This window comes from Chryseobacterium luteum (assembly GCF_000737785.1).
Lineage (GTDB): Bacteria > Bacteroidota > Bacteroidia > Flavobacteriales > Weeksellaceae > Chryseobacterium > Chryseobacterium luteum.
Map to the genome: position 1 here is coordinate 53,430 of NZ_JPRO01000014.1, position 26,428 is coordinate 79,857.

The 26,428-nt window shown below is 38.5% G+C and carries 31 protein-coding genes; 13 read left to right on the plus strand and 18 right to left on the minus strand.

Annotated features, from left to right (window positions below):
• Positions 1–72: 72 nt before the first annotated feature.
• Complete coding sequence (locus tag IX38_RS14320; RefSeq protein ID WP_034706127.1) at positions 73–501, minus strand: DUF4268 domain-containing protein; 429 nt, start codon at positions 499–501, stop codon at positions 73–75.
• Positions 502–669: 168 nt separating this feature from the next.
• Here IX38_RS14320 and IX38_RS14325 point away from each other — a divergent pair, with 168 nt between their 5' ends.
• The 3 genes from IX38_RS14325 to IX38_RS14335 all read left to right on the plus strand — a co-directional run bounded on the left by IX38_RS14325 (position 670) and on the right by IX38_RS14335 (position 2,527).
• The gene (locus tag IX38_RS14325; RefSeq protein WP_034706128.1) at positions 670–1,077 is read left to right on the plus strand and encodes an RrF2 family transcriptional regulator; all 408 of its coding nucleotides are present in this window, start codon (positions 670–672) and stop codon (positions 1,075–1,077) included.
• A gap of 183 nt (positions 1,078–1,260) precedes the next feature.
• Positions 1,261–2,148, plus strand: coding sequence for a sulfite exporter TauE/SafE family protein (locus IX38_RS14330; RefSeq protein WP_034706129.1), 888 nt, complete (start codon positions 1,261–1,263; stop codon positions 2,146–2,148).
• A gap of 88 nt (positions 2,149–2,236) precedes the next feature.
• Positions 2,237–2,527 carry a putative quinol monooxygenase gene (locus IX38_RS14335; RefSeq protein WP_034706130.1) on the plus strand — a complete coding sequence of 97 codons (291 nt, stop codon included), beginning with the start codon at positions 2,237–2,239 and terminating at the stop codon, positions 2,525–2,527.
• A 198-nt stretch (positions 2,528–2,725) separates the two neighbouring features.
• Here IX38_RS14335 and IX38_RS14340 read toward each other — a convergent pair whose 3' ends face one another.
• Positions 2,726–4,021 (minus strand): T9SS type A sorting domain-containing protein, encoded by a 1,296-nt coding sequence (locus IX38_RS14340; protein ID WP_034706131.1) that lies wholly within the window; start codon positions 4,019–4,021, stop codon positions 2,726–2,728.
• A 191-nt stretch (positions 4,022–4,212) separates the two neighbouring features.
• Positions 4,213–5,016 carry a T9SS-dependent choice-of-anchor J family protein gene (locus IX38_RS14345; RefSeq protein WP_034706132.1) on the minus strand — a complete coding sequence of 268 codons (804 nt, stop codon included), beginning with the start codon at positions 5,014–5,016 and terminating at the stop codon, positions 4,213–4,215.
• Positions 5,017–5,110: 94 nt separating this feature from the next.
• Here IX38_RS14345 and IX38_RS14350 point away from each other — a divergent pair, with 94 nt between their 5' ends.
• The 9 genes from IX38_RS14350 to def all read left to right on the plus strand — a co-directional run bounded on the left by IX38_RS14350 (position 5,111) and on the right by def (position 14,561).
• The gene (locus IX38_RS14350) at positions 5,111–7,225 is read left to right on the plus strand and encodes a TonB-dependent receptor plug domain-containing protein (protein WP_034706134.1); all 2,115 of its coding nucleotides are present in this window, start codon (positions 5,111–5,113) and stop codon (positions 7,223–7,225) included.
• 16 nt (positions 7,226–7,241) lie between these two features.
• Positions 7,242–8,348, plus strand: a complete 1,107-nt coding sequence (locus tag IX38_RS14355) for an HmuY family protein (RefSeq protein WP_034706135.1) — start codon at positions 7,242–7,244, stop codon at positions 8,346–8,348.
• Positions 8,349–8,368: 20 nt separating this feature from the next.
• Positions 8,369–9,247, plus strand: coding sequence for a heme/hemin ABC transporter substrate-binding protein (locus IX38_RS14360; RefSeq protein ID WP_034706137.1), 879 nt, complete (start codon positions 8,369–8,371; stop codon positions 9,245–9,247).
• Complete coding sequence (locus IX38_RS14365; protein WP_034706138.1) at positions 9,231–10,271, plus strand: FecCD family ABC transporter permease; 1,041 nt, start codon at positions 9,231–9,233, stop codon at positions 10,269–10,271. Before IX38_RS14360 ends, IX38_RS14365 begins: the two co-directional genes overlap by 17 nt.
• Positions 10,271–11,041 (plus strand): heme ABC transporter ATP-binding protein, encoded by a 771-nt coding sequence (locus tag IX38_RS14370; RefSeq protein ID WP_034706140.1) that lies wholly within the window; start codon positions 10,271–10,273, stop codon positions 11,039–11,041. Before IX38_RS14365 ends, IX38_RS14370 begins: the two co-directional genes overlap by 1 nt.
• Before the next feature lie 2 nt (positions 11,042–11,043).
• Positions 11,044–11,694: a class I SAM-dependent methyltransferase gene (locus IX38_RS14375; protein WP_034706142.1), complete on the plus strand. Its 651-nt coding sequence runs from the start codon at positions 11,044–11,046 to the stop codon at positions 11,692–11,694.
• 4 nt (positions 11,695–11,698) lie between these two features.
• The gene (locus IX38_RS14380; RefSeq protein WP_034706144.1) at positions 11,699–12,727 is read left to right on the plus strand and encodes a hemin-degrading factor; all 1,029 of its coding nucleotides are present in this window, start codon (positions 11,699–11,701) and stop codon (positions 12,725–12,727) included.
• 221 nt (positions 12,728–12,948) lie between these two features.
• Entirely contained in the window at positions 12,949–13,821 is an 873-nt protein-coding gene (locus tag IX38_RS14385) for a ChaN family lipoprotein (protein WP_034706145.1), read from the plus strand.
• A gap of 110 nt (positions 13,822–13,931) precedes the next feature.
• Entirely contained in the window at positions 13,932–14,561 is a 630-nt protein-coding gene (gene def / locus IX38_RS14390; RefSeq protein WP_051884776.1) for a peptide deformylase, read from the plus strand.
• Between the two features lie 144 nt (positions 14,562–14,705).
• Here def and IX38_RS14395 read toward each other — a convergent pair whose 3' ends face one another.
• The 5 genes from IX38_RS14395 to IX38_RS14415 form a co-directional block, all read right to left on the minus strand.
• Positions 14,706–15,272 (minus strand): AAA family ATPase, encoded by a 567-nt coding sequence (locus IX38_RS14395; protein ID WP_034706146.1) that lies wholly within the window; start codon positions 15,270–15,272, stop codon positions 14,706–14,708.
• Positions 15,273–15,436: 164 nt separating this feature from the next.
• Positions 15,437–15,943: a hypothetical protein gene (locus IX38_RS14400; protein ID WP_034706148.1), complete on the minus strand. Its 507-nt coding sequence runs from the start codon at positions 15,941–15,943 to the stop codon at positions 15,437–15,439.
• A gap of 213 nt (positions 15,944–16,156) precedes the next feature.
• The gene (locus IX38_RS14405) at positions 16,157–16,579 is read right to left on the minus strand and encodes an organic hydroperoxide resistance protein (RefSeq protein WP_034706150.1); all 423 of its coding nucleotides are present in this window, start codon (positions 16,577–16,579) and stop codon (positions 16,157–16,159) included.
• Positions 16,580–17,014, minus strand: a complete 435-nt coding sequence (locus IX38_RS14410) for a MarR family winged helix-turn-helix transcriptional regulator (protein WP_034706152.1) — start codon at positions 17,012–17,014, stop codon at positions 16,580–16,582.
• A gap of 31 nt (positions 17,015–17,045) precedes the next feature.
• A complete protein-coding gene (locus IX38_RS14415) occupies positions 17,046–17,678 on the minus strand; it encodes an NAD(P)H-dependent oxidoreductase (RefSeq protein WP_034706472.1) in 633 nt (210 codons plus the stop codon).
• Positions 17,679–17,783: 105 nt separating this feature from the next.
• On the opposite strand from IX38_RS14415, the gene IX38_RS14420 reads away from it, so the two are divergent.
• Positions 17,784–18,023, plus strand: coding sequence for an SDR family oxidoreductase (locus tag IX38_RS14420; protein ID WP_034706155.1), 240 nt, complete (start codon positions 17,784–17,786; stop codon positions 18,021–18,023).
• Positions 18,024–18,128: 105 nt separating this feature from the next.
• Here the strand turns inward: IX38_RS14420 and IX38_RS14425 are convergent, their stop codons facing one another.
• The 10 genes from IX38_RS14425 to trpC form a co-directional block, all read right to left on the minus strand.
• A complete protein-coding gene (locus IX38_RS14425) occupies positions 18,129–18,404 on the minus strand; it encodes a hypothetical protein (RefSeq protein WP_034706157.1) in 276 nt (91 codons plus the stop codon).
• A 104-nt stretch (positions 18,405–18,508) separates the two neighbouring features.
• On the minus strand, positions 18,509–19,462 hold the full coding sequence (locus tag IX38_RS14430; RefSeq protein WP_131368688.1) for a protein-glutamine glutaminase: 954 nt from the start codon (positions 19,460–19,462) through the stop codon (positions 18,509–18,511).
• Between the two features lie 274 nt (positions 19,463–19,736).
• Positions 19,737–20,786, minus strand: a complete 1,050-nt coding sequence (locus tag IX38_RS14435) for a serine hydrolase domain-containing protein (protein WP_034706160.1) — start codon at positions 20,784–20,786, stop codon at positions 19,737–19,739.
• Between the two features lie 223 nt (positions 20,787–21,009).
• Entirely contained in the window at positions 21,010–21,738 is a 729-nt protein-coding gene (gene lipB / locus IX38_RS14440; RefSeq protein WP_034706162.1) for a lipoyl(octanoyl) transferase LipB, read from the minus strand.
• A 77-nt stretch (positions 21,739–21,815) separates the two neighbouring features.
• Positions 21,816–22,550 carry a tryptophan synthase subunit alpha gene (trpA, locus tag IX38_RS14445; protein ID WP_034706164.1) on the minus strand — a complete coding sequence of 245 codons (735 nt, stop codon included), beginning with the start codon at positions 22,548–22,550 and terminating at the stop codon, positions 21,816–21,818.
• 104 nt (positions 22,551–22,654) lie between these two features.
• A complete protein-coding gene (gene trpB / locus IX38_RS14450; RefSeq protein ID WP_034706166.1) occupies positions 22,655–23,833 on the minus strand; it encodes a tryptophan synthase subunit beta in 1,179 nt (392 codons plus the stop codon).
• Positions 23,834–23,837: 4 nt separating this feature from the next.
• Positions 23,838–24,383, minus strand: coding sequence for a GNAT family N-acetyltransferase (locus IX38_RS14455; protein WP_034706168.1), 546 nt, complete (start codon positions 24,381–24,383; stop codon positions 23,838–23,840).
• Complete coding sequence (locus tag IX38_RS14460) at positions 24,367–24,891, minus strand: hypothetical protein (RefSeq protein ID WP_034706169.1); 525 nt, start codon at positions 24,889–24,891, stop codon at positions 24,367–24,369. The genes IX38_RS14455 and IX38_RS14460 overlap by 17 nt, the downstream gene beginning before the upstream one ends.
• 27 nt (positions 24,892–24,918) lie before the next feature.
• Positions 24,919–25,578 (minus strand): phosphoribosylanthranilate isomerase, encoded by a 660-nt coding sequence (locus IX38_RS14465; RefSeq protein WP_034706170.1) that lies wholly within the window; start codon positions 25,576–25,578, stop codon positions 24,919–24,921.
• An 18-nt stretch (positions 25,579–25,596) separates the two neighbouring features.
• On the minus strand, positions 25,597–26,376 hold the full coding sequence (gene trpC, locus IX38_RS14470; RefSeq protein WP_034706171.1) for an indole-3-glycerol phosphate synthase TrpC: 780 nt from the start codon (positions 26,374–26,376) through the stop codon (positions 25,597–25,599).
• Between the last annotated feature and the right edge of the window lie 52 nt (positions 26,377–26,428).

Sequence of the window (26,428 nt, forward strand, 5' to 3'; positions counted from 1 at the left end):
TTTAATGGTTATAAATTAAAAACATTTGAAAATATCTTCTATTTTGCAGTAATTTGAAAGATATAAAAAGAATTAAATGTCCTTGATAAAATCCTCATATTCATAATAAAACCTTTCAAAACCATCCATTTTCTCCCGGAAAAACTCGAAAATTTCCTGCCATGTATTTTTATTGAATATAGAAACGTTATGTTTTTCAACCCAGATCCTGCTGATCACTTTTCCATTGTCAAGGGTGAAATATTCTTCTTTTTGAAAATCTCCGGTGAAATCTTTCAGGATATCTTCCAAAGACCAGATCTTCTCATAATAAGCATTCCGGAAGATCTCATCTTTCATTTCTATGTCCAGTGAAACTTCCGCTTTCTTATTATCGGCATAGAATTTAAATGACATATCCTTCACCTTGGTATCGTACAGAATCCATTTTCTTGGAAAAGACTTTCCAAAAGCCGTCCAAAACTCCTTTTTTAATTGCTGTGCTTCTTGTTTACTGAACATATAAACAAACTTAAGAATTTAATAGGAAAATGGCAAAATATATGGTAGGCAAAGAGCTCAGGAAGAGCTAATAGAAAATTTAATTTTCATTTTTTGGCGGTTTGTTATTTTTTCAGATCATTATTTCTTAATTTATCTAATTCAAACTATTTTCTTATTTTTGCTGTAATGCTTTCAAAAAAATCCCAATATGCTTTTAAAGCGCTTTCATACCTTGTAGAAAAAAGGAATGATGGCCCCGTTCTTATTTCCGAAATTGCAGAACACAAGAAGATCCCTTTGAAGTTCTTAGAAAATATTCTGCTGGAACTGAAAAAAGCAGACATCCTGGACAGTAAAAAAGGAAAAGGAGGCGGGTATTTTCTAAAAGGAAACCCTGAAAATGTAAAGCTGGCAAAGATCATCCGTCTGGTAAACGGGCCTATTGCCATGTTACCTTGTGTAAGCTTGAATTTCTATGAAAAATGTGAAGACTGCAATGAAGACCACTGCGGGCTGCATGATGTGCTCATCGAAGTACGGGACGCCTCTCTGAATATCCTGGAGAAAAAAACTCTGATGGATCTGGTAGACTGACCCGGTCCTTTTTTTTGAATAACTAGTCTACTTATTTGGTAGGATAGTGTTTTTGTTTGATATTTGCAGTGGCTTAAATGCTTTCATCACCCTGAAAGTGCCCCTGTATTACTTTTTTTAGCAGATGATACCAGATATTTGATGCATTAAAGGGCAGGGCAGGAGCTGTAATGATATTGCAATATGATAATTTCAAGAAAAATCCAGATAAGGCTCAATATATTCATTATTACGGCGGCTGTACTGCTGGTCACGGTTTTGTCCATGTACGAATTGGGTTATACGGACGAACTGCTCAATATTTTAGCCCGGGACAATTATATTTTTTACTGGATGCTGCTGGTAGGTGTATTCGCAGAGATTGTAGCTGGCTCAATGGGGATGGGCTACGGTGTAATCTGCACAACGACCCTTCTATTCCTGAATATTCCTCCGCATATTGTAAGTGCCAGCATTCATTCTGCGGAAAGTTTCACGACGGCCGCAGGAAGTTTAAGTCATATCAAGCTTAAAAACGTAAGCAGGAACCTGGTTAAAAAACTTGCCGTTCCGGCGGTTATAGGCGCCATTATAGGAGCAGTAAGCCTGACATATTTAGGAGAATATTACGCCAAAATCACAAAAACACTTATTGCTTTTTACACCCTTTATCTGGGCATCCAGATTCTGTCTAATGCCTTCAAAGAAAAACAGAGTAAGTCGATGAAAAGAAAAACCAACCTTACAAGACTAGGTGTGATCGGAGGTTTTATAGATTCCTTTGCCGGTGGAGGCTGGGGGCCGCTGGTTACCGGAACTCTTATCAAAAATGCCTTCACTCCCAGGTTTGCGGTGGGAAGTTCCACTGTTGCTAAATTTATACTGACTATCACTGCCGCCGTGACTTTCTTCTTTACCCTGGGGATCCAGCACTGGAATATCATTCTCGGGCTTCTGATAGGCGGGATCATTACCGCACCTTTTTCGGCTATGCTTACGGCAAAACTTCCCGTTAAAAAAATGTTCGTGGTTATCGGGATCCTTGTTATTGTGATGAGTTCTATAACTATTTATAAATCAGTTTTCAAGTAAAATTTATGGTTTTGGCAGAAAAATAAATCCCTTAAAAATACTTTTGGTTTTGAAAATATTCTACTTTTACACCACTAAATAATAGAACATGAATTTGCATATAATTGCGCTTTTTAAGTTTAACGAAAACTATCTGATGGATGCTGTGGAACTGTTTCAGAACCTTGTAAAGGAGACAAGAAAAGAAGAAGGATGTCTCCGGTATGATCTTATTGAAGACAAAGACAATAAAGGGACTTTCTTCCTGATCGAGCTTTGGGAAAGCGTTGACCACCACAACAGGCACAACGGACAGGACCATCTTCTTGACTTTCGTAAAGATGCTTCAAAAATGTTGGAAAGCTCTGCGGAAGTGTATAAAGGGTTTAAGATTTATTGATTCAAAGATTCAAAGATTTAATCATTTAATCATTTAAAAATTTAAATATTGGATTTAGCAGAGATTAAATACGGTCTGTCTCAATCCTTTAATCTTTAAATTTTCAATCTTTAAATTAAAAATAGCATATAAAAGGCGGCTTCAGGATTCTGAAAACCGCCTTTTGATTAGAAAAAATAGAAAGTTAAAATTTTGAGTTTATTTTACGATAAGTTTTTTCGTCTCCGTACTGCCCCCGAAGGTTATTTTTACCAGGTAATTTCCGGCAGTAAGGTGAGATAAGTTCAGATCCTGCTTGTAGAAACCTGCCTGGTTGGTAAGTTCGGCAGTATATACTTTTTTCCCTGTAAGATCATAAACCTCGATGTTTCCTTTGTTGTTAGCTTTTTCCTTCACATCAAAAAGTACAGTCACTTTCTTGTCAGCTGTTGTAGGGTTAGGATAGATCCCGAAAGATGCTTTTTTGCCTACTTCAGTTATTCCTAAAGAACCGGTGATCTTTTTATATTTGAAATACATGTCTCCCGTAGTGGCTCCTCCGTTGGTGGTGAAGTACATTCTGTAGTAATCACTTCCTTTTTTGACATAATACACTACATTCGTATTAACAGTTCCGATACCTTTCCATGAATGGCCGATGGTGGTAATATTGGAAGAGAAACTACCGTCAGCAGGCATAGTGAAAGTCGCGGTTTCCTGTGCTTCAGGCTGTACTTTTGCCACCTTTACACTGGGTCCCTGAATTGCCCCCGTAAGAGGATACATCAACATATTATTGTAGAAAGTGTAATACTTGGTAAACATAAAATCCCATGCACTTCTGGAAGGTTCCATATTGGGAACTTTTGCCCCTGTGGTAAATGAGAAGTAGTTAAAATAGGCATCATCCGATCCGTTGGCTATCGTTCTTGTTTCAGTAGCACCCCATGAAGTTCCGTTCCATTTGGAGTATTTGAATGTATATCCTGCAAAAGCATCTTCAATGGCAAATTTGATATATGAATCGGAGTTGGTATACTTTAAAACAAAAATTGCTTTCCCTTCGATATGGTGATTCATGCTGTTGTACAAGCCCCAGCCAGTTGCAGGAAGATTGGGATTAGGGGATGTGATAGGGCCCTGCTCAAAAGCTCCCTGGCTTAAGTCTGTTGTTTGATCAGGGTTGTATAATGGTTCACCCCAGTTTGCTATATTGTTGATATTGATATTCTCCCAGTCTGCTAAGTTTGTGGAAGCAGCGTACACTTCAATATTCAGGGCATCATTAATTCTTGTGCCGAATGAAAAGTTGGAATTCCTGTAAAAAGCAACATCCCAGGTATTAGCCGGTTGAGAAACCGTATTACCATTTGCAAGATTGAAAAACACCCGGTTCTGGTAAGAAGGTCCCATCGTCATATTTACCTGTGTGTATCCCAATGCGTCAGTTTGCGCCAGAACAGTCTGCTGAACGGAAAGAGCCAATACCGAAGCCAATAATAGTTTTGTTTTCATAACTGATTTTTTACATTTATTATTTAGAATGATTCTACAAAAGTATTGTATTTATTTTTAATGATTCTAAATAAAAACATGACATTTATCTTGTTTTATCCTGAAATGATAAGAAGAAATGAGTTTTTGGGATAAAAAAGCCGGTTGGAAAATCTTCCAGCCGGCTTTACAAAGGTATGGTCTAATAAACCTTATTTTTTGATGAACTTGGATTTTACTACTGATCCTTCAGCTGTTTCAACGAGCATATAATAAACACCTGTCTGAAGTTCACTGATGTCGAATTTCTGCCCTTTTAATTTTCCTTCAGCTGCTTTTTGACCTGCAGCAGAATACACCTCAATGTTTTTAGGTTCTGTTTTTGTGATAAATTCCAAAGCAGTATTGTCTGCACTTACAGCAAATTTGAAGTTCTCTTTTGCCTTGGCAGTATCATTAACTCCCAAAGAAGTAGAAGCTTTGTACATTACATCATCAATTTGGATCGCTACATGGTTGGAAGTAGGTGTAAATTTAAATACAATATAAGAAGCTGCTGATGCAGGAATCGGTACACTTAAATTCTGAACAGATCCGATAGTCGTTATATTCGTTGCAGTGCCTACAGGTACAAAAGTTGTCATATCCGCAGGGTCGGTAGCCAATCCTATCTGAATGCTTCCCGGACCGGGTGAAGGAGATACTAATGTAGCCGTAAAAGTTAATGTTTTATCACCTGCAGGCGTTACAATCTGAGGAGTGATTAAGTATGAAGGCAGGCTTGTATTGTTTCCTGAATATGCCTGAACAGCTTTGTTTGCATCGGTTGTTACAATCATTAATGGCGATGGAGGAAAAGGTAATGGATTCGCAGCCAGCTTTACAGTCCATCCATTTTGTGGAAAAGTGGAACTTCCGGACGTAAATCCATTGAAATTTTCATTGATCGTAGCTACTTGTGCATTTGCTGTAAAAGCTGTAAACATCAATGTTCCTAAAAGTAGTCTTAATTTCATAACGTTTATTTTTATTTAGAATTGTTCTACAAAAATAAGTATTTATTTTTAACTATTCTAAATAAAGCATTATATTTGCCAAAATTTTTACTCTATGAAGAAGAAGGTGCTTTCCGTTCTATCATTGTCCATTGCTTTTTGGATGAATGCACAAGAAAAAGATTCTCTTAATAAACATAAAATAGAGGAAGTTGTCATTACAGGACAATATACACAGCAGTCGATCAATAAATCAATATATAAAGTTGACGTCATAGATGCCCAGCAGATCAAAAATATGGCTGCAACCAATGTGGCAGATGTTTTAAATCAAAGTCTCAATATTCAGATTACACCGGACACCCGTTCGGGAAATTCTACGGCCAATATTATGGGCCTTGATGGAAATTATGTAAAAATACTGATAGATAATATTCCGGTAGTAGGAGATACAGGGCTTGGAAGCAATATTGACCTCACCAAACTTTCTCTGAACAATGTAGAAAGAATTGAGATTGTAAAGGGAAGTATGGGAGTGGAATACGGTAATGGAGCGGTAGCCGGAGTCATCAATATTATTACAAGAAAAACCAATGTGAAAAAAGTGGCTGTAAAAGCATCACTTCAGGAAGAAACAGTAAGAAATAACTATGATCTTAAGAAAAAAGGAAACGGAAGACATATTCAGAACTTTAACGTAGACTACAATATAGACAACAATTGGTTTGCGAATGTCAGTTTCAACCATAACCAATTCATGGGTTATGAAGGCGATAGCAGAGGATATAAATATTTTGGGACAGATCCAGGGATAAAAAGAGGTTACGAATGGAATCCGAAGGATCAGTATGATGCTTCAGCATTGCTAAGGTACACCAAGAACAAAACTTCATTTTACTATAAACTGTCTTATCTGAACGAGAAATTTAATTTTTATAATCCTGAAACCAACAGAATTCCTCTTAACGACGGTTTGGGAGGGGTTGTTTATCAGAGCAGGGATAGAGAATACAATACCAACAGATGGATTCATCAGTTCAATATTCAGACGAATTTTGGAGATATCCGCTATACGGGAGACTTTTCTTATCAGACCCAGGATAGAAAATATTTTGATTATAACTACGATATTCCTAATAGGACGGTTACAAGTAAGGATGAAAAAAGATCCTATTACCAGACAGATATCATCTATTCAAGAGGAATGTTCAGTAATTTCCTGAACAATAAAACCTTTGATTTCCAGCTTGGTTATGAACTGGATTATACAAACGGTCAGGCAGCTCTTATTGCAGGACAGTTTTTTGGTGATTCTGTGAAAAGAAATATTTTTACTTACTCCAATTTTATTTCAGGAGAATGGAACATTTCAGATCAGTTTTCATTAAGACCGGGAGCCAGACTTTCAGTAAGCGATATGTTTGATAATCAATTCAATTACTCTCTTTCTGCAAGACTTAAAACCTCTGAAAATTCAAATCTGAGAGCTGTTGCCGGTACGGCCAACCGTTTTCCTACCTACGACGAGTTGTTTACTTTCTTTGTTAATATTAACCATGATGTTCAGGGAAATCCTGATCTGAATCCTGAAAAAGGATTTTCAGCCGGCCTTTTCTGGGATCAGAATTTTTCAGCTGGTAATAATTGGAAAATAGCTTACGGTGCTAATGCGCTGTATCTTGACGTACAGGACCGGATAGAAATGGTGATGGTGAAAAGACCCTCCACCTATAAGTACATGAACCTCAATACCTATAGAAACATGCTTTTATCTGCCAACATAGACTTTAAAAAAGATCAGTTAGCATTTTCTTTAAGAGGTTCGGTAAATGGTACTTCTGTATCATTGAATGAATTGGAACACACTTCTCCTACAGATTTCCAATATCTTGTACAGGCAGGAGCGTCAGCTAACTATAAACTGAAAAATATAGGGACCGGTTTTTCATTGTATTATAAATATACAGGTCCCGGAAGAAATTATGTCCTGGAGAATGATACCGAAGGTTTCAGACTTGGTAAGACAGAAGGTTTTCATATGATGGATTTCATTGTAAGTCAGCCTTTCTGGAAGGATCATATGGAAGTTTCGGCTGGCGTTAAAAATATCTTCGATGTTACGAGTTTAAATTCTACAGCAAATGCCGGATCTGCTCACACTGCCGGGGCGGACCGTATTAATTTATATTATGGAAGAAGCTATTTTGCAAGGTTAATCTATCAATTTTAAAACATAAGCTATCATTATGAAATATTTAAAAATAATATCCCTTCTGTCCATTGTTGCTCTGCAGTCGTGCTTGGCAGCAGATGAAGATCCGGTGGCGGTTGCTCCTCTTACAGGATCAGTAGTGGATGTTGCAATAGGAGGACCTACAGAACCTAACCAGGTGTGGATTGATTTAAGTGATTACCAGAACCCTGTTACTAATGCTAGAACAGACTGGGACCTTGGATTTTACACAGGAGATGCATTCCGTGTAGTGATCAATGGATCTATAGCGATGACCGTTGCGAAAATTCCGAATGCTACAGACATCAATCTGGTAAAAGAATCAGATGTTACTGCCCTTAAAACCGAAGCTCAGGTCGGAACATTCAGTGCGGCCAATATGCAGTATGTGGATAATCCAACCGGGAACTTCATGACCCAGACTACAGGAATTGAAGCTGTGAAGGAAAATGATGCCGAAAACCCGGTCTATCTGGTCAACTTAGGAAGAGAGATTCCCCCTTCAGCCAATATCGGAGCTGGATCTGTAAACTTATCCGGATCTGCAAGAGGCTGGAAGAAAATTCAGATTCTACGTGCCCTGAACGGATATAAAATACGTTATGCTGATGTAGAAGCGACGACTTATCAGGAATATATTATCACAAAGGATACGGAGTATAATTTTACCTATTTCAACCTTAAAACCGGAACTCCTGCTAAGATACAGCCGAGAAAGAAAAAATGGGATCTGGCCTTCACTACCTTTACCAACGAAGTGTTCCTGGCCCCAACCACCAGTGCAGGAAGCTATTTCTATGCTGATTTTATTATTACGAATACCCTGGATGGCGTTGGCGTATATCAGGTAAATGCCGGAGGTAATCTTGAACAGGCTTATAATGCATTCAAATTAAGTGATATAGATCAGTCCAAATTTGTTTTTAACGATCAGAGAGCTCTTGGAGATAAGTGGAGAACAACTACCGGAACGCCGGATATACCGCAGCCATTTGTGTACTCAGACCGTTTCTTTGTCCTTAAAGATGCAGAAGGATTTTATTTTAAGCTGAGATTCAATGCTATGAAAGACAAGAATGGAAACCGCGGTTCCTCTAATTTTGAATTTGCCCCTTTATAATAATCAAATAATAGTATATCATGAAAAAAATAATCCTTGCAGCTTCCATTCTGATGGCAGTATATTCATGCAAAAAAGAAGAAGGTGCCAAAAAAGAAAATACAACAGAAACATCTTCTGAAGCTCCGAAAACCAATAATAAAATCGTTACGCTAAACGGCGGAGTTACAGAAATTATAAGCGCACTGGGCCACGAAAAAGAAATCGTAGGAACAGACGTTACAAGTACCTATCCGGAATCATTAAAAGCTACAGCTAAAGACTTGGGTCACGTAAGATCTATGACAATAGAGCCGATCATGTCAGTAAACCCGACTTTAATTTTAGCTTCAGAAAAAGATATCAATCCTGAATTGATGACTAAGATCAAGTCTTCAGGGATCAAAGTTGAAGTATTCAAACAGGAGTACACGGTAGAAGGAACTAAAAAGCTGATCGCTGACGTAGCAAAAGCAATAGGAAATACAGACTACCAGAAATTAAATGATAAAATTGATGCTGATTTGAAACAAGTTCAGCCTATCGCTAAAAAACCGAAAGTATTGTTCATCTACGCAAGAGGAAATATGCTGATGGTTTCAGGGACAAAAACTCCAATGGATGCCCTGATCACTCTTGCGGGGGGACAGAATGCAGTAACCGATTTCGAAGATTTCAAGCCTTTGACACCAGAAGCGGTAGTTAAAGCCAATCCGGACGTTTTATTCTTCTTTGAAACAGGCCTTCAGGGAGCCGGAGGAAACGAAGGAGCTCTTAAAATGCCGGGCGTGGCACAGACCAACGCAGGTAAAAACAAAAAGATCATCGCAATGGATGGAGGATTGGTCTCAGGTTTCGGACCTAGACTGGGAGAAGCAGCAGTAGGATTAAACAAACTTCTAATTGAGAACACAAAGTAAATTATATTTTTATCTAACTATAGGTGCCGTACTGCTTGTTATTATAGCAGTACTGGCACTTAATACAGGAGTCTACGACTTTGGAGGAACATCACCCTTCAAAGTTCTGTGGCAATATATAAAAGGTGATCCTGGTTTATCTTTAAGCGATAAATATGTGATCTGGGATGTGCGGGCAGCAAGGATCATTATGGCCATTTTAATAGGAAGTATGCTCGCTGTTTCAGGAACCGGTTTGCAGGGACTTTTCAAAAATCCTCTGGCGACAGGAGATCTGATAGGGCTTACATCGGGGGCGACCCTGCTGGCGGCAATTGCCATTGTTTTAGGAGGACATTTTAAGCAGTATCTTCCTGAAGCCGTACAATTTTCAATAGTAGGAATTGCAGCATTTATCGGTTCACTTTTATCCATGATGCTGGTATACAGAATTTCTACAAGCGGCGGAAAAACCAATGTCGTCATGATGCTCCTTAGCGGAGTAGCCATTACAGCGATCGGGTTTTCGATCACCGGGTTTTTGATCTATATTTCAAAAGACGACCAGCTCAGGGACCTTACCTTCTGGAACCTGGGAAGCCTGGCAGCGGCAACCTGGATGAAAAATATTATTTTAACAGTGGTTCTGATCATTTCTTACATCATCCTGCTTCCCAAAGGAAAGGCTTTAAATGCCATGATGCTTGGGGAAAAAGATGCCCAGCATTTAGGGGTCAATGTAGAAAAGCTTAAAAAGCAGATCATTATTATTGTAGCATTAATGGTAGGAAGCTGCGTGGCATTTTCAGGAACCATAGGATTTGTAGGGCTTATAGTACCTTATATCTTAAGGCTTTTATTTAAATCGAATTATGCATTTATCCTGCCCCTGTCGGCGGTATGCGGAAGCATATTACTGTTGACGGCAGATACGTTCAGCAGAAGCATTGTAGAACCGTCGGAACTTCCGATCGGGATTCTTACAGCACTGATGGGAGGCCCTATTTTTATTGCTATTTTAATTAAATTCAAAAAATCCATGTAATGATAAAGGCGCATCAGATCAGTTACAAACATAAAGATTTCCATATTCTGGATGGGATAGATGTTGCTCTTGAATATGGTGAATTCCTGGCTATTGTAGGACCGAACGGAGCCGGAAAATCAAGTTTGCTGAGTATTTTGGCTAATGAAATCAGGTCCGGGCAGAAGATAGTATTCAAAAATAAAACGATGACCGAATGGGATGTAAAAGAACTGTCCAGGCACAAGGCTAAATTCTCCCAGCACAACAGCAATGATATTCCGCTTGACGTAAAAGACGTTATCATGATGGGAAGGTATCCTTATTTCGATGCCCAGCCCGGAAAGGAAGACCTTGAAGCCATGAATAATATGATGTATGATACCGATATTTTTCATCTGAAAGACAGGGAATACAATACCCTTTCCGGAGGTGAAAAACAGCGTGTACACCTTTCAAGAGTAATGGCACAGCTGCAGAACGAAATTGCCCACAAACTGGTATTTCTGGATGAACCGCTGAATAATTTAGACATCAAACACCAGTATAAGGCTTTAGAAATTATTAAAAATTTCACCCAAAAGGCCAACAGCGCTGTTGTTGTACTGCATGATCTGAATCTTGCCGCACAGTTCGCCGACAAAATTTTATTGATGAAATCAGGAAAGGTCTCCGCATACGGAACGCCACAGGAAGTATTTACGGCCGAAAATATCAGCCATGCCTACAATTTTCCGTGCACCATCTGTGGACACCCCATTACCAATAACCCAATGATCATTTTTGGATAACCATGGAAAAAGATGAATTAAAAATCCTCGCGCAGAACCTTGCCAACCCACAAGGTGAAAAAGGCATAGAGATCGGCGAGATGATGAATGCCACCAACATCAGCATGACATTGGAAAGCATAAGGACGCTTTTAATAGAAGATGATGAAAACATCCTTGAAATAGGACACGGCAATGCCGGACACCTGAAAAATATTTTAAACAGGGCTCAAAACCTGAAATATACAGGAGTTGATATTTCAGAAACCATGCACAACGAAGCCAAAAGGCTGAACAAAAATTTTGAAAGCCAGGCCGGTTTTGTACTTTATGAAGGAAAAAAACTTCCCTTTGAAGACAAAACTTTTGACAAAATATTTACGGTCAACACAGTCTATTTCTGGGAAAATCCGGTTGAGTTTCTCAATGAAATCTATAGAGTTTTAAAGAGGGACGGAATTTTCGTTCTTACTTTCGGACAGAGAAAATTCATGGAAACCCTGCCGTTTACGGAATATAATTTTACCATGTACAGCAACTCCGAAATGGAAGAACTGGTTGCTGAAAGTCACTTTAAGAGAATGAAAATTTCCGAGAAAGAAGAAGATATACAAAGCAAGTCAGGAAACGAAACCATCCATAGAATTTATACAGTTTTAACCATAAAAAAATAAAATTATGAGCACATTAGTTAATGATTTAAAGGAAAAATGGGAAGCTCTCAAGGCAGAAAGTCCAAATATAAGAATAAGAAATGCTGCCGCACAGCTGGGCGTAAGCGAAGCTGAATTACTGGCAACAAGCATAGGCGAAGGAGTAACCGTACTTCAATCTGAATTTCCGGCCATCCTTACCGAAGCGGAAAAGTTAGGAAAAGTAATGGCCCTTACCCGTAATGACGAATGTGTACATGAGAGAAAAGGAATTTACCAGAACGGTGATTTCAGCAGTCCTCATGCACAGCTTTTCGTAGGAGAGGATATCGACCTTAGAATATTCATTAACCACTGGAAATCTGCTTTTGCAGTTGTGGAAGGAGATAAAAAAAGTCTTCAGTTCTTTGGGAAAGACGGTCTTGCCCTTCATAAGATCTATCTGACAAAAAACAGTGATGAAGCCGCATTCGATGCTATTGTGGAAAAATTCAGAGCAGAAGACCAGAGCCAGGCCTTAACTATTGAAGAAGCTGCCCCGAAAGCACCTGAAAAGGCTGATTCTGAAATTGATGCAGAAGGGTTCAGAAAAGCATGGACTGAATTGAAAGATACCCACGATTTCTTCATGATGACCAGAAAATTCGGGGTAAGCAGAACCCAGGCATTGAGATTAGCACCCGAAGGATTTGCTGAAAAAATTGATAATGCCAAAGTGGTGAATGTTCTGGAAGATGCTTCAGAAAAGAATATTCCGATCATGATATTTGTAGGAAACAGGGGAATTATTCAGATTCATACCGGAAACGTGAAGAAAACTCTTTGGCACCAGCAGTGGTTCAATGTAATGGACCCGGATTTCAATTTACATCTTGATGTTACTAAAATCGCTGAAGCATGGATCGTTAAAAAACCTACGGAAGACGGTGAAGTAACGGCTATTGAAGTGTTCAACAAAGAAGGGGATTTCATCGTTCAGTTCTTTGGAAAAAGAAAGCCCGGAATTCCTGAACTACAAGAGTGGAAGGATCTTGTGGCAGAATTGGAGAAATAATAATTAGATAATTTTGAAAGGACCGTTTTGTTTTTTTTAATTCAAGGCGGTCTTTTTTATGAAATGACAGAGAAATAGGCAGATTTTCTAAATAACAGGGAAATTTAATTTGCTGAACCATCTTTGCGATTACCAACCAAACTTTTATGGTTTAGAATTTAGTATGAAATTGTGATATTTGTGCAAAAACATTTGTGTAATTTGAGTTTAAATAAAATAAGATGAAAAATATTTTCATAGCCATTTTGCTGGCTGGTTTCTGTTCATTAAGCGGGCAGGATTTTAAAGCTTACCAGTTTTATGACAAAAAAGGGAAGGAGGTAAAAACAGACAGGCTGATTAAAGAGCTGGCCGGATATGATGTTGTCTTTTTTGGAGAAAACCATAACAGCTCTATCAATCACTGGCTGCAGCTTAAGATAACGGAAGGTTTGTATCAAAAGAAAAACGGTGGGATCATTCTGGGTGCAGAAATGTTCGAAAGGGATAATCAGCCACAGCTGAATCAGTATCTGGATGGGAAGTATGATGCTAAAACATTCAAAGATTCAGCCCGTTTATGGAACAATTATGTAACAGATTATAAACCCCTGGTTGATTTTGCCAAAACCAAAAAGCTGAACTTCATTGCGACCAATATCCCGAGGAGATATGCTTCCCAAACCGCAAAAGAAGGACTTGAATCTTTAAACAAATTAAGTGCTCAGGAGAAAAACTATATCGCACAGCTCCCAATTAAAGTAACGCTGGACACACCGGGCTATCAGGAAATGAAGGCGATGATGGGTGACCATGCGGAAGGTACGAAAGTGATGAACTTCATTTCTGCACAGGCCATAAAAGATGCTACCATGGCTGAATCTATCCTGAAAAGTATGCAGGCCGGAAAAACGTTTATCCATTACAACGGAAATTATCACAGCAAAGAATTCGGAGGAATCTATTGGTATATCAAACAAAAGAATCCAAACCTTAAAATGGCGGTGATCTCTGTTTTTGAATCCGAAGATCCGGAGCTGAAAGTTCCTGAAAAAGAATATATCCCGACTGATTTTAATCTGATCATTCCGGCAGATATGACGAAGACATTTTAATTCAACAGAGCGGGCTTTAGCCCGTTTTTTTATACAGTATCCAAAGAGGCTTTAGCCCAATTATCTATTCTGAAATACAATATCTATCTTTGCATCAACAAATAATAAAAATGAAAAAAATATCTTTTCTGCTGATCTTTTTTATCAGTCTGGTTAATGCTCAGAAACTTACATTGGACGAAATCTCAGTTATTAACCAGGGAGATACCGGAACGGCATTGCCTATCTACCAGACAACAGATTCTCACCAGCATAAAACCTTACTAAGCCTTTCAACGGATATTGACCCGGTTGATGCCAATACGGCAACTTTGGTCAAAAGGATGAAAGAATCTCTTCTTTCCACAGACGGCGGGGTTGGAATTGCCGCACCACAGGTCGGGATCAACAGGAAAGTGATCTGGGTACAGCGTTTTGATAAAGAAGGGAATCCTCTGGAATACTTCATTAATCCTGTGATTGTCTGGAGATCAGAGTTACAGAACCTTGGGCCGGAAGGAGATCTTTCTATTCCTGAATTCAGAGATCAGTTTTACAGGAGTAAAGTCATCCAGTTAGAGTATGTTGATCTGAAAGGGCAGAAATATTCAGAAATTGTAGAAGGTTTTACGGCGGTGATTTTCCAGCATGAAATCGACCATCTTTTCGGGATCCTGATTTCAGATAAAAAGGAAAAAGAGAAGAGTGATTCTTATAAACCGGTGGATGCTTATAAGAAAAGTGATTCTATGACTAGGTAATGATTTTGTTGTTAAATTCTTTTGGTTTATTTCTGGCGGATTTTCAGCAAAAACTTCTATGGAATTCCAAATATTGAATCTTGGGCAAATATTTTGTAGAGGCAGTTTAGCAGCCATATTGCCGAACAGATGTTAAGGTAGTTTTTATTTGTCGTCAGGTTTCCGTATTTCTTCATCCATTAGTTTGTCCAAAATCAGTTTCAGTTTCTCGTCCGGCGTTTGGTCCCCAATGATTTTCAAAACAGGGCTTTTGGTTTGTTTTAGCCAGGTCTCGTGAGCGTTTAAAGTTCTTTTGGCAAGCCCCGTGTTATTGTCATAATCTGTTGCCCAGGCAATAAAATCATTAAATTGCTTTGCCCTGCTTTTGTCCTTGTAAATGACGTCACCATATATTTCCAGTTCCCGATTTTTAAGCCTTTCAATTCTTATCTTATTAGGTAAGTAAAGGAATATGATCAGGTCAAAGTCAGGGAATAAATTATCTCCCCAATGAATGATAGAACCGCCTAATATCCAGTTTTCAGTTTCATTTATGTCTTTAATAATAAGGTGGTTTCTTTCGTTTGGACTTCGCCTGTGAGTAAAGGGTGGTTCTGTTTTAATCCAGAAATAGTCATCACTGTCAAAATATTTCACGCCTAATTTTTCAGCTAATAACCGTCCCAGCGTTGATACTCCACTCCCTGATGCTCCAAAAATATGTAGTTTCATTGTTTTACTGTCGTTATAAATTACCGTTAACGTTTCGTAGCTTTGTCTTCTGGTGGGGTAATTGAAGCACAAAAGCTGATATCATTACTAAAGTTTAGCTGAAAAATTGTAGTTAAATTTGCACTTCAGCCCGTCTGACTTAAAACGTTCGTTCTTTTAGAATTTTAAACAGCAATAATCACATCCGTGTCTTCATAAGGAGGTTCAATATTCGAAAATGTTAATTGGAAGATAATGTCTAAATAAGGTACTTCATCAGATGCCTTTGTATGTATCAATAAGAATGCCCACCCATTTCTAAGATTTGAAATGCTTACTTTTTCATCCCAAAATTCAAAGTTGTCTATGTCTCCTTTCTTGGTGTAACAAATTTGAGTAAACTCGCTATGGGACAAAAGAAACAATTCATCTTCCAATTCAATAAAGAATTTATTTTCAGAAGAAATATTATAGTTTTCCTTATTGTTCATCCCTTCCATTATTCTTATTTCGCCAACTACATCTTCTCCACTTTCGGTAACAATAGCAGCAACAATACCTTGGTTTATTAATGGAATAATTCCCTCAGGAAAATCATAATTGAAGTCTCTTTCTCTATAATATTTTTCAAGCCCTTTTTTTGAGCATAACAAAAGGACTCCGTCAGTATCTTTTTCGAATTTTAAAATCATATTGTCATTTTTTTATTAAGTGGTTAATTTGCATGACGCACAACGTTTCGGAGCTTTTGTGTTCAGGTGGGAAATCGAAGCGCAAAAAACAGATATTATAATTCCCATAAAATTAAGTAATTTTCACTTTAAAATAATTTTAAAATAGAGTATGTTCAATAAAAAAATCTGCTTCGGTAAGAAACAGATTTAATGTATTGAAAGGAATTGAACTTAGTTATTCGTCACTGTAAGTTTCACCTCCATATTATTTCTCGTAGCATTAGAGTACGGACAAATCTGGTGTGCTTTTTCAGTTAATTCCTGTGCTTCTTCAATAGAAACTCCTGGAATATTCACATCCAGCTCTGCTGCCAGACCGAAACCGCCGTTTTCCAGCTGTCCGATGCTTATCTGAGCAGTGACTGTTGTTTCCCCTGTTTTTACTTTTGAAAGGCTGATCACTCTATTAAGGGCACTGTCAAAGCAAGCCGAATATCCGGCAGCGAAAAGCATTTCAGGATTGGCAAAATCGTCATTGCCGCCACCTAAAGCTTTAGGCATTCTTACTTCAAGGTCCAAAACTCCGTTTTCACTTTTCACATGGCCGTTTCTTCCTCCTTGTGCTGTAACTTTTGTTGTATATAACGTTTTCATTTATTTCTCTATTTTGTTTAATATTTTTAAGACAGTTTCTTTGAGATGCAGCAGGTCTTCTGTCTCTATACCGATTTTGTCCTGTATTTTTCCTGGAATTTCACAGGCTTTCCGCTGCAGCTGCCTTCCTGATTCCGTTAAAAATACTTCAACCACTCTTTCATCTTCTTTTTTCCTCTTCCTGGAAATAATTCCTTTACTCTCAAGCCTTTTCAGAAGAGGAGTTAAAGTCCCGCTGTCCAGAAACAGTTTTTCACCGATATGGTTGACTGCAAGACCGTCATTTTCCCATAATACCATCATCACGAGATACTGCGGATACGTAATACCGATCTCATCAAGAAACGGACGGTAAAGTCCTGTGATCTCTTTGGCAATCACATAAAGCGGAAAGCAGATCTGGTTTTCCAACTGTAACGGTTTTGAATTTTCCATAAGGCTGAACATGAAAAGTGTACTGAATATATTATTTTTTGATGATGAATTCCTCCATTGGAACTCTTACTTTTTTCATCGAAGACAGCCAGTCTTTTTCTTCATCCCTGTAACCTAGGTACAGAAGGCTGACGCTTTTTAATCCCAATTCTTTTAATCCTAGAATTTCATCCACTACCTCATTGCTGAACCCCTCTGCAGGAGTACTGTCGATTTTTAATTCGGCAGCCTGAGCCATAGCCAAACCTAACGCAATATAAGTCTGACGTGCAGTGTGAGCAAAATGCTGTTCTGGAGTCTGAGCTCCGTACATTTCTTTGATCTTATCCGTATAGCTGTTGAAACGGCCTTTTGGAAGGTCTCTTACATCGGTATGATGATCATACACCTTGTCAATTTTTTCATTAGAATACCTGTCCCAGGCAGCAAATACCAAAACATGGGAACTGTCTCTCATTACTTCAGGATTTAGCGCTCCCTGTACCATCTTTTCTTTCAATTCCTGGTTTTCCACAACGATAACGCGGAATGGCTGAAGCCCTGATGAAGTAGGCGCCAGTCTTGCTGCTTCTAAAATGGTGTTAAGATCCTGTTCCGATACTTTTTTTGAAGGATCATATGCTTTTACTGCATGTCTCCATTGTAAGTCTTCTATTAATGACATTTCTTTTATTTTAAATTTATACTTATTAACGTTATCAATCTGAATGTTTATAAAATCAGATTGACCGTACAAATGTACAACTATTAAATTGTACACAATTTAATTTTGATAGATTTAATTTATGCCAGTTTTAGACAAAACCTAAATAATACCAATATTTTTAATAACAGAGGCTTGAATGCAGAACAGATTGAAAATGCAGTTCACGATATTATTCCCTCCATTCCTTTTAAAAGACAGAGTGAGGCAGCAGAAATTGCCAATGCCGTATTATTCCTGGCTTCGGAAAAAGCTTCTTACATTCCTGGGGCAGAAATTAAGGTGGTACAGGAATTTCAGTCATAAGGTAAATTAAAAATCCCCATCATATCAGTGATTGGAGATTTTGAGAGAATCATTTAATGCTGTTCTTCAAACAGTATCTTGAACGGAAAGAGCGGGATAATCAAGTCAGTGAATTTCGTTGATCTGTTTTATAATATTCGTATTATTTTCAATACCTATATCATATGCTTTTCCTTTTTTATGGCTTTGAGCTGTCTTTTCCAGGAGTGCTTTGTAATCTGATCCCTTTTTAGACAGATAAAAGATCTGCGGACTTATCCCGATGGATATACGGGTGAATTCTTCCGGTTTTTCCGGGTCTTCTGCTACATTGGTGATAACTGAATTTTTATACCAGGTCAGGTTCTGAGAACTTGAGCTGCCGGAACAGGATGTAATCATAAATAGTATTAATAATATATAAGTCCAGACTTTCATAGAAAAAATATTTAGTAAACAGCTTCCGCCATTAATTATAAAAAAGTAACGGAAGCTGTTTAAGTTAATTAATATCCACAGCTCGAAACGCTTGGAGCCGGGGATGGAGAGCATCCGGAAAGTGATGAGAATTTAGTCAGTACACAATTGGTATTCACTAAATTATTATCATAAAGGTAAGAATTGGTAGGGCTTCTATAATATACATTTCCTGCCGTATTAACGTAAGAAGATACCGATGCAGATCCGCAGCTTGTATTGATACAGGCATTTCTCCAGGCCGTATCCGTAACAGGACCGCCTGGGAACAGGGAAGGATCTATGATTCTTTTTTCAATAACGCCTGATGCATTGATATAGCTTACCAGGATGGCAACGTGGTAGCTCCAGGCGACACAGCAAGTTCCTGTAGATGCTTTTAAGTTTCCGTATACAAACTGTTTCTCACAGTCATAGCCGTTGTTGATCAGGATTTGTCTCATTTTGTGGGCTCTTGCGTAGCATCCGTCTACAGGATATCTGAATGTGATGCATGGTGAAGATGCCGTAGAAGCACCGCAAGCCTGGTTCTTGATCAGGGCAAACATACTGTTTAATGTAGCTACGTTAGGGAGAACAGTTGTCAGTTTGGCGGCTTCATTTTTGGCCTCTTTTGTAAAAACAGATTTGAAATAGCGGATATCTTCCCCGCTTCCTTTTTCTACTTTTGCAATTTCATGCGTGTTAGGCTTGATAAAAACCTGGATTGGAGATTCGTTTTTCAGGGCTTCTCTGATCAGGCTGATGTACTTTTCATTTTCTTTTGTTGGGGTAATGGTATAGAATTGTGCAGTGACAATGAAGGATACTTTCAGGGTACCGTTTTCATCCTCAATCCCTACCGGAATCGTTTTTCCCAGTTCTGTAAAAGCTTTGCTGCTTGTTTCGTTCTGACTCATCTGCTGCTCTTCGCCGGAGTCTTTACAGGCATTAAATGACAGGGCTGCCACAAATACCATCATTGATAACAGAAATTTTTTCATAATTCTCATGATTTGGTGGTTAGTAATACAATGTATTGATCTAAGTTTTGGTGTGTATCGTTTTTACAGGAACTTATCAGAAATAATAGTTCACTTTATTGTGATATTAAAAGTAGACAAAAATAGAATACCAACAAATTATTTATGATAAAAAATCAATTATTTTAACTCAAGTTTAAATGAAACCTGCGGCTTAGGTGCTTCTAACGGGGTTGAACATATTTCGGCGAATATGAAAAGATCCGCCGAAATATGATGGAATTTATATGTAAAATTATTTTTTAGTCTTCACGAGGCTGCTTTTTAAAACAAAATCTTTGATCAGGGTTTCATAGTAATAGAAGAGGCCGGAGTTTTCGCTCATCTGGTTTTCAAGAACTATAATACTTACATCAGAACCGGGAATGTATATATTCAAAGAAGCAAAACCATCGCCCAGGCCTGTGTGTCCCAAAAAGGAGATACCGTTGTCTTTAACGATCCGGATATTATAACCATAGCCCATTTTATCTTTTCCAAATACATCATGCTGTGACATCATGGAAGAACTGGTCATAAGATGATAGCTTTTAGGGTTCAGAATTTTGCCTTTATGAAGAAGCGAATTCCATAGTACCAGATCTTCAGCTGTAGTAATTACCCCGTCGGCAGGCACATTTTCATCGCTGATGAATGAATTCTCAACCGGTGTAAACTTATTGTCCTTATTCATATGGCCGGATACCAGATTCCTGCGGTTATTTTTTGAGTAGCAGAATGTACTGTTCATATGAAGCTCTTTAAACAGGCTGGAAGCCAGCCGGATATAAGAGGTACCGGAAACATTCTCAATGATCTTCCCTAAAAGAATATTCGACAGGTTACCATACTTAAATTGTGTGCCGGGTTTAAAAAGTAATGGCTTTTCCAGGTCATCAATTCCGTGACTGTGATTTAACAGCTGATGCACAGTGACCGAATCTGCCCAGGGCTGTGTAAGAGAAGGAAGATACTTTTTGATAGGAGCCTGCAGATCTATTTTTCCTTTTTCAAATTGTTTTAATAATAAAACGGAAGTGATCTGTTTGGTATTGGACATGATCTCAAACTGATCGTTCATTTTTACAGGAACTTTCGTTCTGCTGTCTTCAAAACCGTAGGCTTTGGAGTATTTTGTTTTTCCGTTTTGGGTGATAAGGATAACTCCGTTGAAAGGTCTTGGAGACGTTGGAGATTGTATTAAACTGTCGATCCGGCGGGTATAATCATTTTTATTTTGTGCGTATGACTGGCATGCCGTAAAAAGTATTGCAGCACTGCAGAGAATTCCGATAACTGGTTTCATTTGGGAATGTTGGGTTAAGTAAAATTATAATCCTCAAAAATAAGTTTTAAAATCATGCAGTAGCTGGAAAATTTTTGAAATTTAAAGCCTGCCTGCACACATAAATGAAGAAACCGGCTGTAAAGGTACTGCCGGTTTTTATTCTTATTGGAAAGTTGATGATGTAAGGGAATTAATAACAAGATGTTACCTTTTCAGGTGTCAAACTTTCTTACTTTTATAGTTATTTATAAACAAGTTCCGCTCCGAAAACATCTGCAAAATGCTTTCTGATATTTGCTTTCAGGTCTTCCACTTCTTCGGTGGTCAGTTCTCTTTCCAGTTCTCTTTTTACAGAAGTTACCTGTTTGTCTTTGATTCCGCATGGAATAATGTATTCAAAATAACGCATATCGGTATTTACATTCAGGGCAAAACCATGAAGGGTTACCCATCGTGAAGCTTTCACCCCCATAGCGCAGATCTTTCTGGCATAAGGTTTTCCTACATCCAGCCAGACTCCGGTTTCTCCCGGTGAGCGTTCGCCTTTAATGCCGAATTCACCAATCGCCCTGATGATCACCTCTTCCAGGTTTCTCATATATAAATGAATATCTGTAAAGAAGTTTTCGAGATCTAAAATAGGGTAGCCCACAATCTGCCCGAAACCATGATAGGTAATATCTCCGCCACGGTTCACTTTTACGAAAGTGGCATCTATTTCTTTCAGTTTTTCGATACCGGCAAGCATATTTTCTTCATGACCGCTTTTTCCCAAAGTATAAACATGAGGATGCTCCACCAATAAAAGATGGTTCGGAGTGGTCATGTGCTCTTCTGCGGGTAAATCACGGTTTTTAATTTTGGTATCAATGATATTTTTCATCAGGCTCTCCTGATAGTCCCAGGCAGGCTGATATTCTTTTATACCCAGATCCTCAAATTCCACCGATTTATTTTGATTTGTATTCATATGCAGATGTCTGTTTTATTTAATGGTATATGGAATCACGAGTTCATACCATTTTTGACATACAAATTTAGTGAATTTTAAGCTTTTACAGCATGGATAAAATCTATCGCAGCATTTTTCCAGTCTTTATGATTCAGCAGGGTATGCACAAAGGCGGTTCCTATAATTCCTCCATCTGCATTTTCAGTAACATTCTCAAAATCTTCCTTTGTTTTGATCCCGAAACCGATCATTACAGGGTTCTTAATCGTAAGAGAAGCGAGTCTAGACAGATAGTTTTCATTTTTCAGAACGGCATTGTCATTTCCGGTGGTTGATGATGAACTTACCGCATACAGGAATCCTGAACTTAAAGAATCCAGATACAGAATTCTTTCGTCAGAAGTTTCGGGAGTAACCAGAAACGTAAAATTAAGGTGATACTTTTTTAAAATCTGCTGATAATTGTTTTCAAACTCAATAGGAGGCAGGTCAGGAATGATCAGTCCCGAAACTCCGCTTTCCGAACATTCACGACAGAATTCTTCAAATCCGAAACTCAGGACAGGGTTGATATATCCCATCAGGATCATTGGGATTTTAATGTCATTCTTTACCGTTTTCAGCTGGGAAAACAGTTTTTCGATGGTCATTCCGTTCTTTAAAGCCAGCTCATGGGCTTGCTGGATCACCGGGCCGTCTGCCACAGGATCAGAATAGGGCATCCCGATTTCCATCATATCGGCCCCGGAATTTTGGATCAGTTTTATAATATCAGCGGTATCTTCCAGCTGCGGAATCCCTGCTGTGAAATAGATGTTCAGTTTTTTCATTTTTGGTTGTACTAGTGTAAAATGTAAAAAGTATAAATGTAAAAAGTTAAAGTATAATGTACAAAGTGACGTAGAGATGTATTGTACATTTTACATCAGGCATTTTACAGATTCTTCAGATATGTTTCCATATCCTTATCCCCGCGTCCGCTCAGGCAGATCACAACAATATCATCTTCATTGAATTTCTTTTTATCCAGAACCGCCAGGGCATGAGCGCTTTCCAGGGCCGGAATGATTCCTTCCAGTCTCGTCAGCTCAAAAGCAGACTGTAACGCTTCTTTATCATTGATGCTGAAAAATTCAGCCCGTTTTTCCTTAAATAAATGGGCATGAAACGGCCCGATTCCCGGATAGTCAAGTCCTGCGGAGATAGAATGAGGCTCAATAACCTGTCCGTCAGCGGTTTGCATCACAAGGCTTTTGCTTCCGTGAAGAACACCTAAGGTTCCCAGGAAAGTGGTGGCTGCTGATTTACCGGAATCAACGCCAAGACCGCCAGCTTCCGCAGCAATAATCTTCACCTCTTTTTCTTCCACGAAATGATAAAAAGTTCCTGCCGCATTGCTTCCTCCGCCTACACAGGCGATTACATAATCCGGGTTTTCTCTTCCTGTTTTTTCTTTCAGCTGTTCCCTGATCTCTTTTGAGATAACGCTTTGAAACCTGGCGACCAGATCAGGAAAAGGGTGTGGACCGACTACGCTTCCGATCACGTAATGGGTTGTCACAGGATTATTGATCCAGTCTCTAAGGGCTTCATTCACGGCATCTTTTAACGTTTTGGAACCTGAAATGGCAGGAATAACTTCCGCACCCAGCATTTTCATTCTTGCCACATTCGGAGCCTGTCGCTGTATGTCGATTTCTCCCATATAAACGATGCATTCCAGGCCCAGTAAGGCGCAGGCCGTAGCGGTGGCTACACCGTGTTGTCCGGCCCCGGTTTCAGCAATAATTCTTGTTTTTCCCAGACGTTTTGCCAAAAGAACCTGTCCCAAAGCATTGTTGATCTTATGCGCTCCGGTATGGTTGAGGTCTTCTCTTTTTAAGTAGATCCGGGTATTGTATTTCCGACTTAAATTCCCGGCGAAATAGAGTGGTGTGGCACGCCCCACATAGTTTTTCAGCAGGTCCTGATACTCATTCTGAAACTCTTCAGATTCTATGATCTTAAGATAGTTTTTCTGCAGTTCCTCTACATTCGGATAAAGCATTTCAGGGATGAAAGCGCCTCCGAATTCACCATAATATCCGTGTTCATCAGGGTTTTTATAATTCATTGTATTATTCTTTAGTCATTAAATAAGCATTTCTTCCCGGGCCAAGCTGTCTGAGCAGCTCCACGATTTCTCCGGAAGTATTAAAAATTAAAATATCATCGTCTTCAGAACTGATCCATCCGGTTTCATCATTTTCAAGAATGGCTTTGGCTTTACCTTCCAGAATTTCAATATCAAAGCGATGGTAAAAAGGGCGGAGATCCGTAAAGCAGAATCCTATAGTTTCAAGATTTCTATGAATGACATTTTCTGTAAAAGACTTAACCAGCTGCGATCCGTATCCTTTTTTTTCGTGTGCGGAAACCAGGCCAACCGCTTCGGCAAAAGAATACTGCTTTCCGGAAACCTTCAGCACAAAATCAAAATTAAGCCGGATAACCGCCAGTATTTCACCTTCTGATCCTGATAGAAAATGAAATTCCGAATCTTTAAAGAAAGTACGGAAATCTGAAGGAGACATCCCGTTCCATTCCCGGATTTTCCACAGGTTTAAAATATGTCGGGTTTCATGATCTGTAAGATCACCTGTTTTTTTAATTTGATAGTTCATTGGTTAACAGGTTGATAAAATGAATGTTATGGTTGCGTTGCTGTCTTGTGATCAGTTTTTTGTGATGCATGAATTCAATTTTATTGATGATGTCAACTAATGTCGCTGCATCTATTTTAGATTCATACATGGTGACCGCAATTTCAAGGTTGTCAATCAAAAAATAAGGATCGGAATCTTCATAAAGCAAAAAAATCTTAGCATAAATCTTTCCGAGGTCATATTTGACATTAGCTTTGACGTGGCTGTCCAAAAATTTATCTGAAATAATGACCAGATAATAGCTGTTCCACAGACCGATCCTTTCAAAGAAATACTGGATATCATCACTGTCAAAGCTTTTGATGATGCCGATAAATTCCTGTAACTGTTTGTCAATGGTCCAGTATTCCGTACTGCTGTCATTTTGGGAAACAAAATTATACAGAGACTGGATTTTTTTATTCCCGAATTTTGGCGGAAATAAGGTTTTATAAAATGTTTTCTTTAGCAGATGGATGTTCATCATCTTGTTGTGTATTTTTTAGCCGTTATTTCAGAACGTTTTAGAAATGAATTTTCTTATTTTTTCCAGGTTTTTAATTCCCGGTTCCAGTTCAAACTTTGAATTAATGTCAACCGCAAATGGTTTTTGCCTCAGAAGGCCGATGTCTTCAATATTTTCTTCTGAAATCCCGCCGCTCAGAAAATAGGGAAGCGGGACCTCCAATTCATTCAATACGGTCCAGTCAAATTGTTTTCCCGTTCCTCCAAATGCCTTCCCGTCCGTATCAAAAAGGAAATAACTAACAACTGAAAGATGGGAACCGATTGTATTTTCTATTCTTTTTCGAGCTTCCTGATCATTGCTGCCAATCCTGATCACCTTGATGATTTTGGTTTCCGGCTGTAGCTTTTGACCTAATTCAATAATAAAATCTTGATTCTCATCACCGTGAAGCTGAATCAGATTCAATCCTGCTTTTTCTGCGATATCTGTAATTCTATCAATTTTTTCATTCACAAAAACCCCTGTTTTTCCGGGATGGCTGATCTTCGAGATATCTTCGGGACTCAAATGGTTCAAAACATATCTTGGTGATTTTTCATAGAAAATAAACCCTAAAAAATCCGTTTTCAGGGGAATTAATTCATGAATTTGATTGAATTGGGTCAATCCACAAACTTTTATTTTTGGCTGCGGGTCTTTACTCATTGTCAGATGGATAAACTGTTATATTCCTGCACTGGAAACAAATTCAGCGAATTTTTTTGCCGGATCCTCATTCTTCATAAAATATTCCCCCATCAGAAAACCGTCAAATCCTTTTTCTTTTAAATATCTGAAATCTTCCAGATGGTAAATTCCGCTTTCCGCAACGGATAAAACATCTTTAGGAAGCTGATCTTTTAATTGTACTGAATGTTGAAGGTCAACTTTAAAATCTTTCAAATTTCTGTTGTTAATGCCGACAAGGTCAATTGCAGAATTGAAATGCTTTAGCTCTTCTTGTGTGTGAATTTCCAGCAGGACCTCCAGATTCAGCTGGTGCGCCAGTTCTGTAAATTCCTGAACCTGATCCGGAGAAAGACAGGCTGCGATTAGTAAAACAGCGTCGGCACCGATGCTTTTAGCTTCGTAAAACTGGTACTCATCCACCATAAAATCTTTTCTGAGAATTGGAATATTGATATGGTTTCTTACGTTTAAAATATCATCGAAACTTCCTCCAAAAAAATCCTTGTCAGTCAGGATTGAAATTCCTGATGCCCCGAAATTCTCATAGGCGGAAACCACTTCTAAAGGCTGAACCTGGTCATTAATAATTCCCTTTGACGGAGATTTTCTTTTAAATTCGGCAATAATTCCGCTTTTATTTTTAACAGATTCTTTCAGGGAAAAACCAGGTCTTCCAAAAAATTCAGAATTCTTCAGATCATCCATTGAAATTTTAGCTTTTGAAACTGCAATTTCTTCGTTTTTTCTTTCAATAATTTTGTCCAGTATTGTCATTTTTTTTAAACTAGAAGTTAGAATTTAAAATTTCCGGTATCAACTGATAACC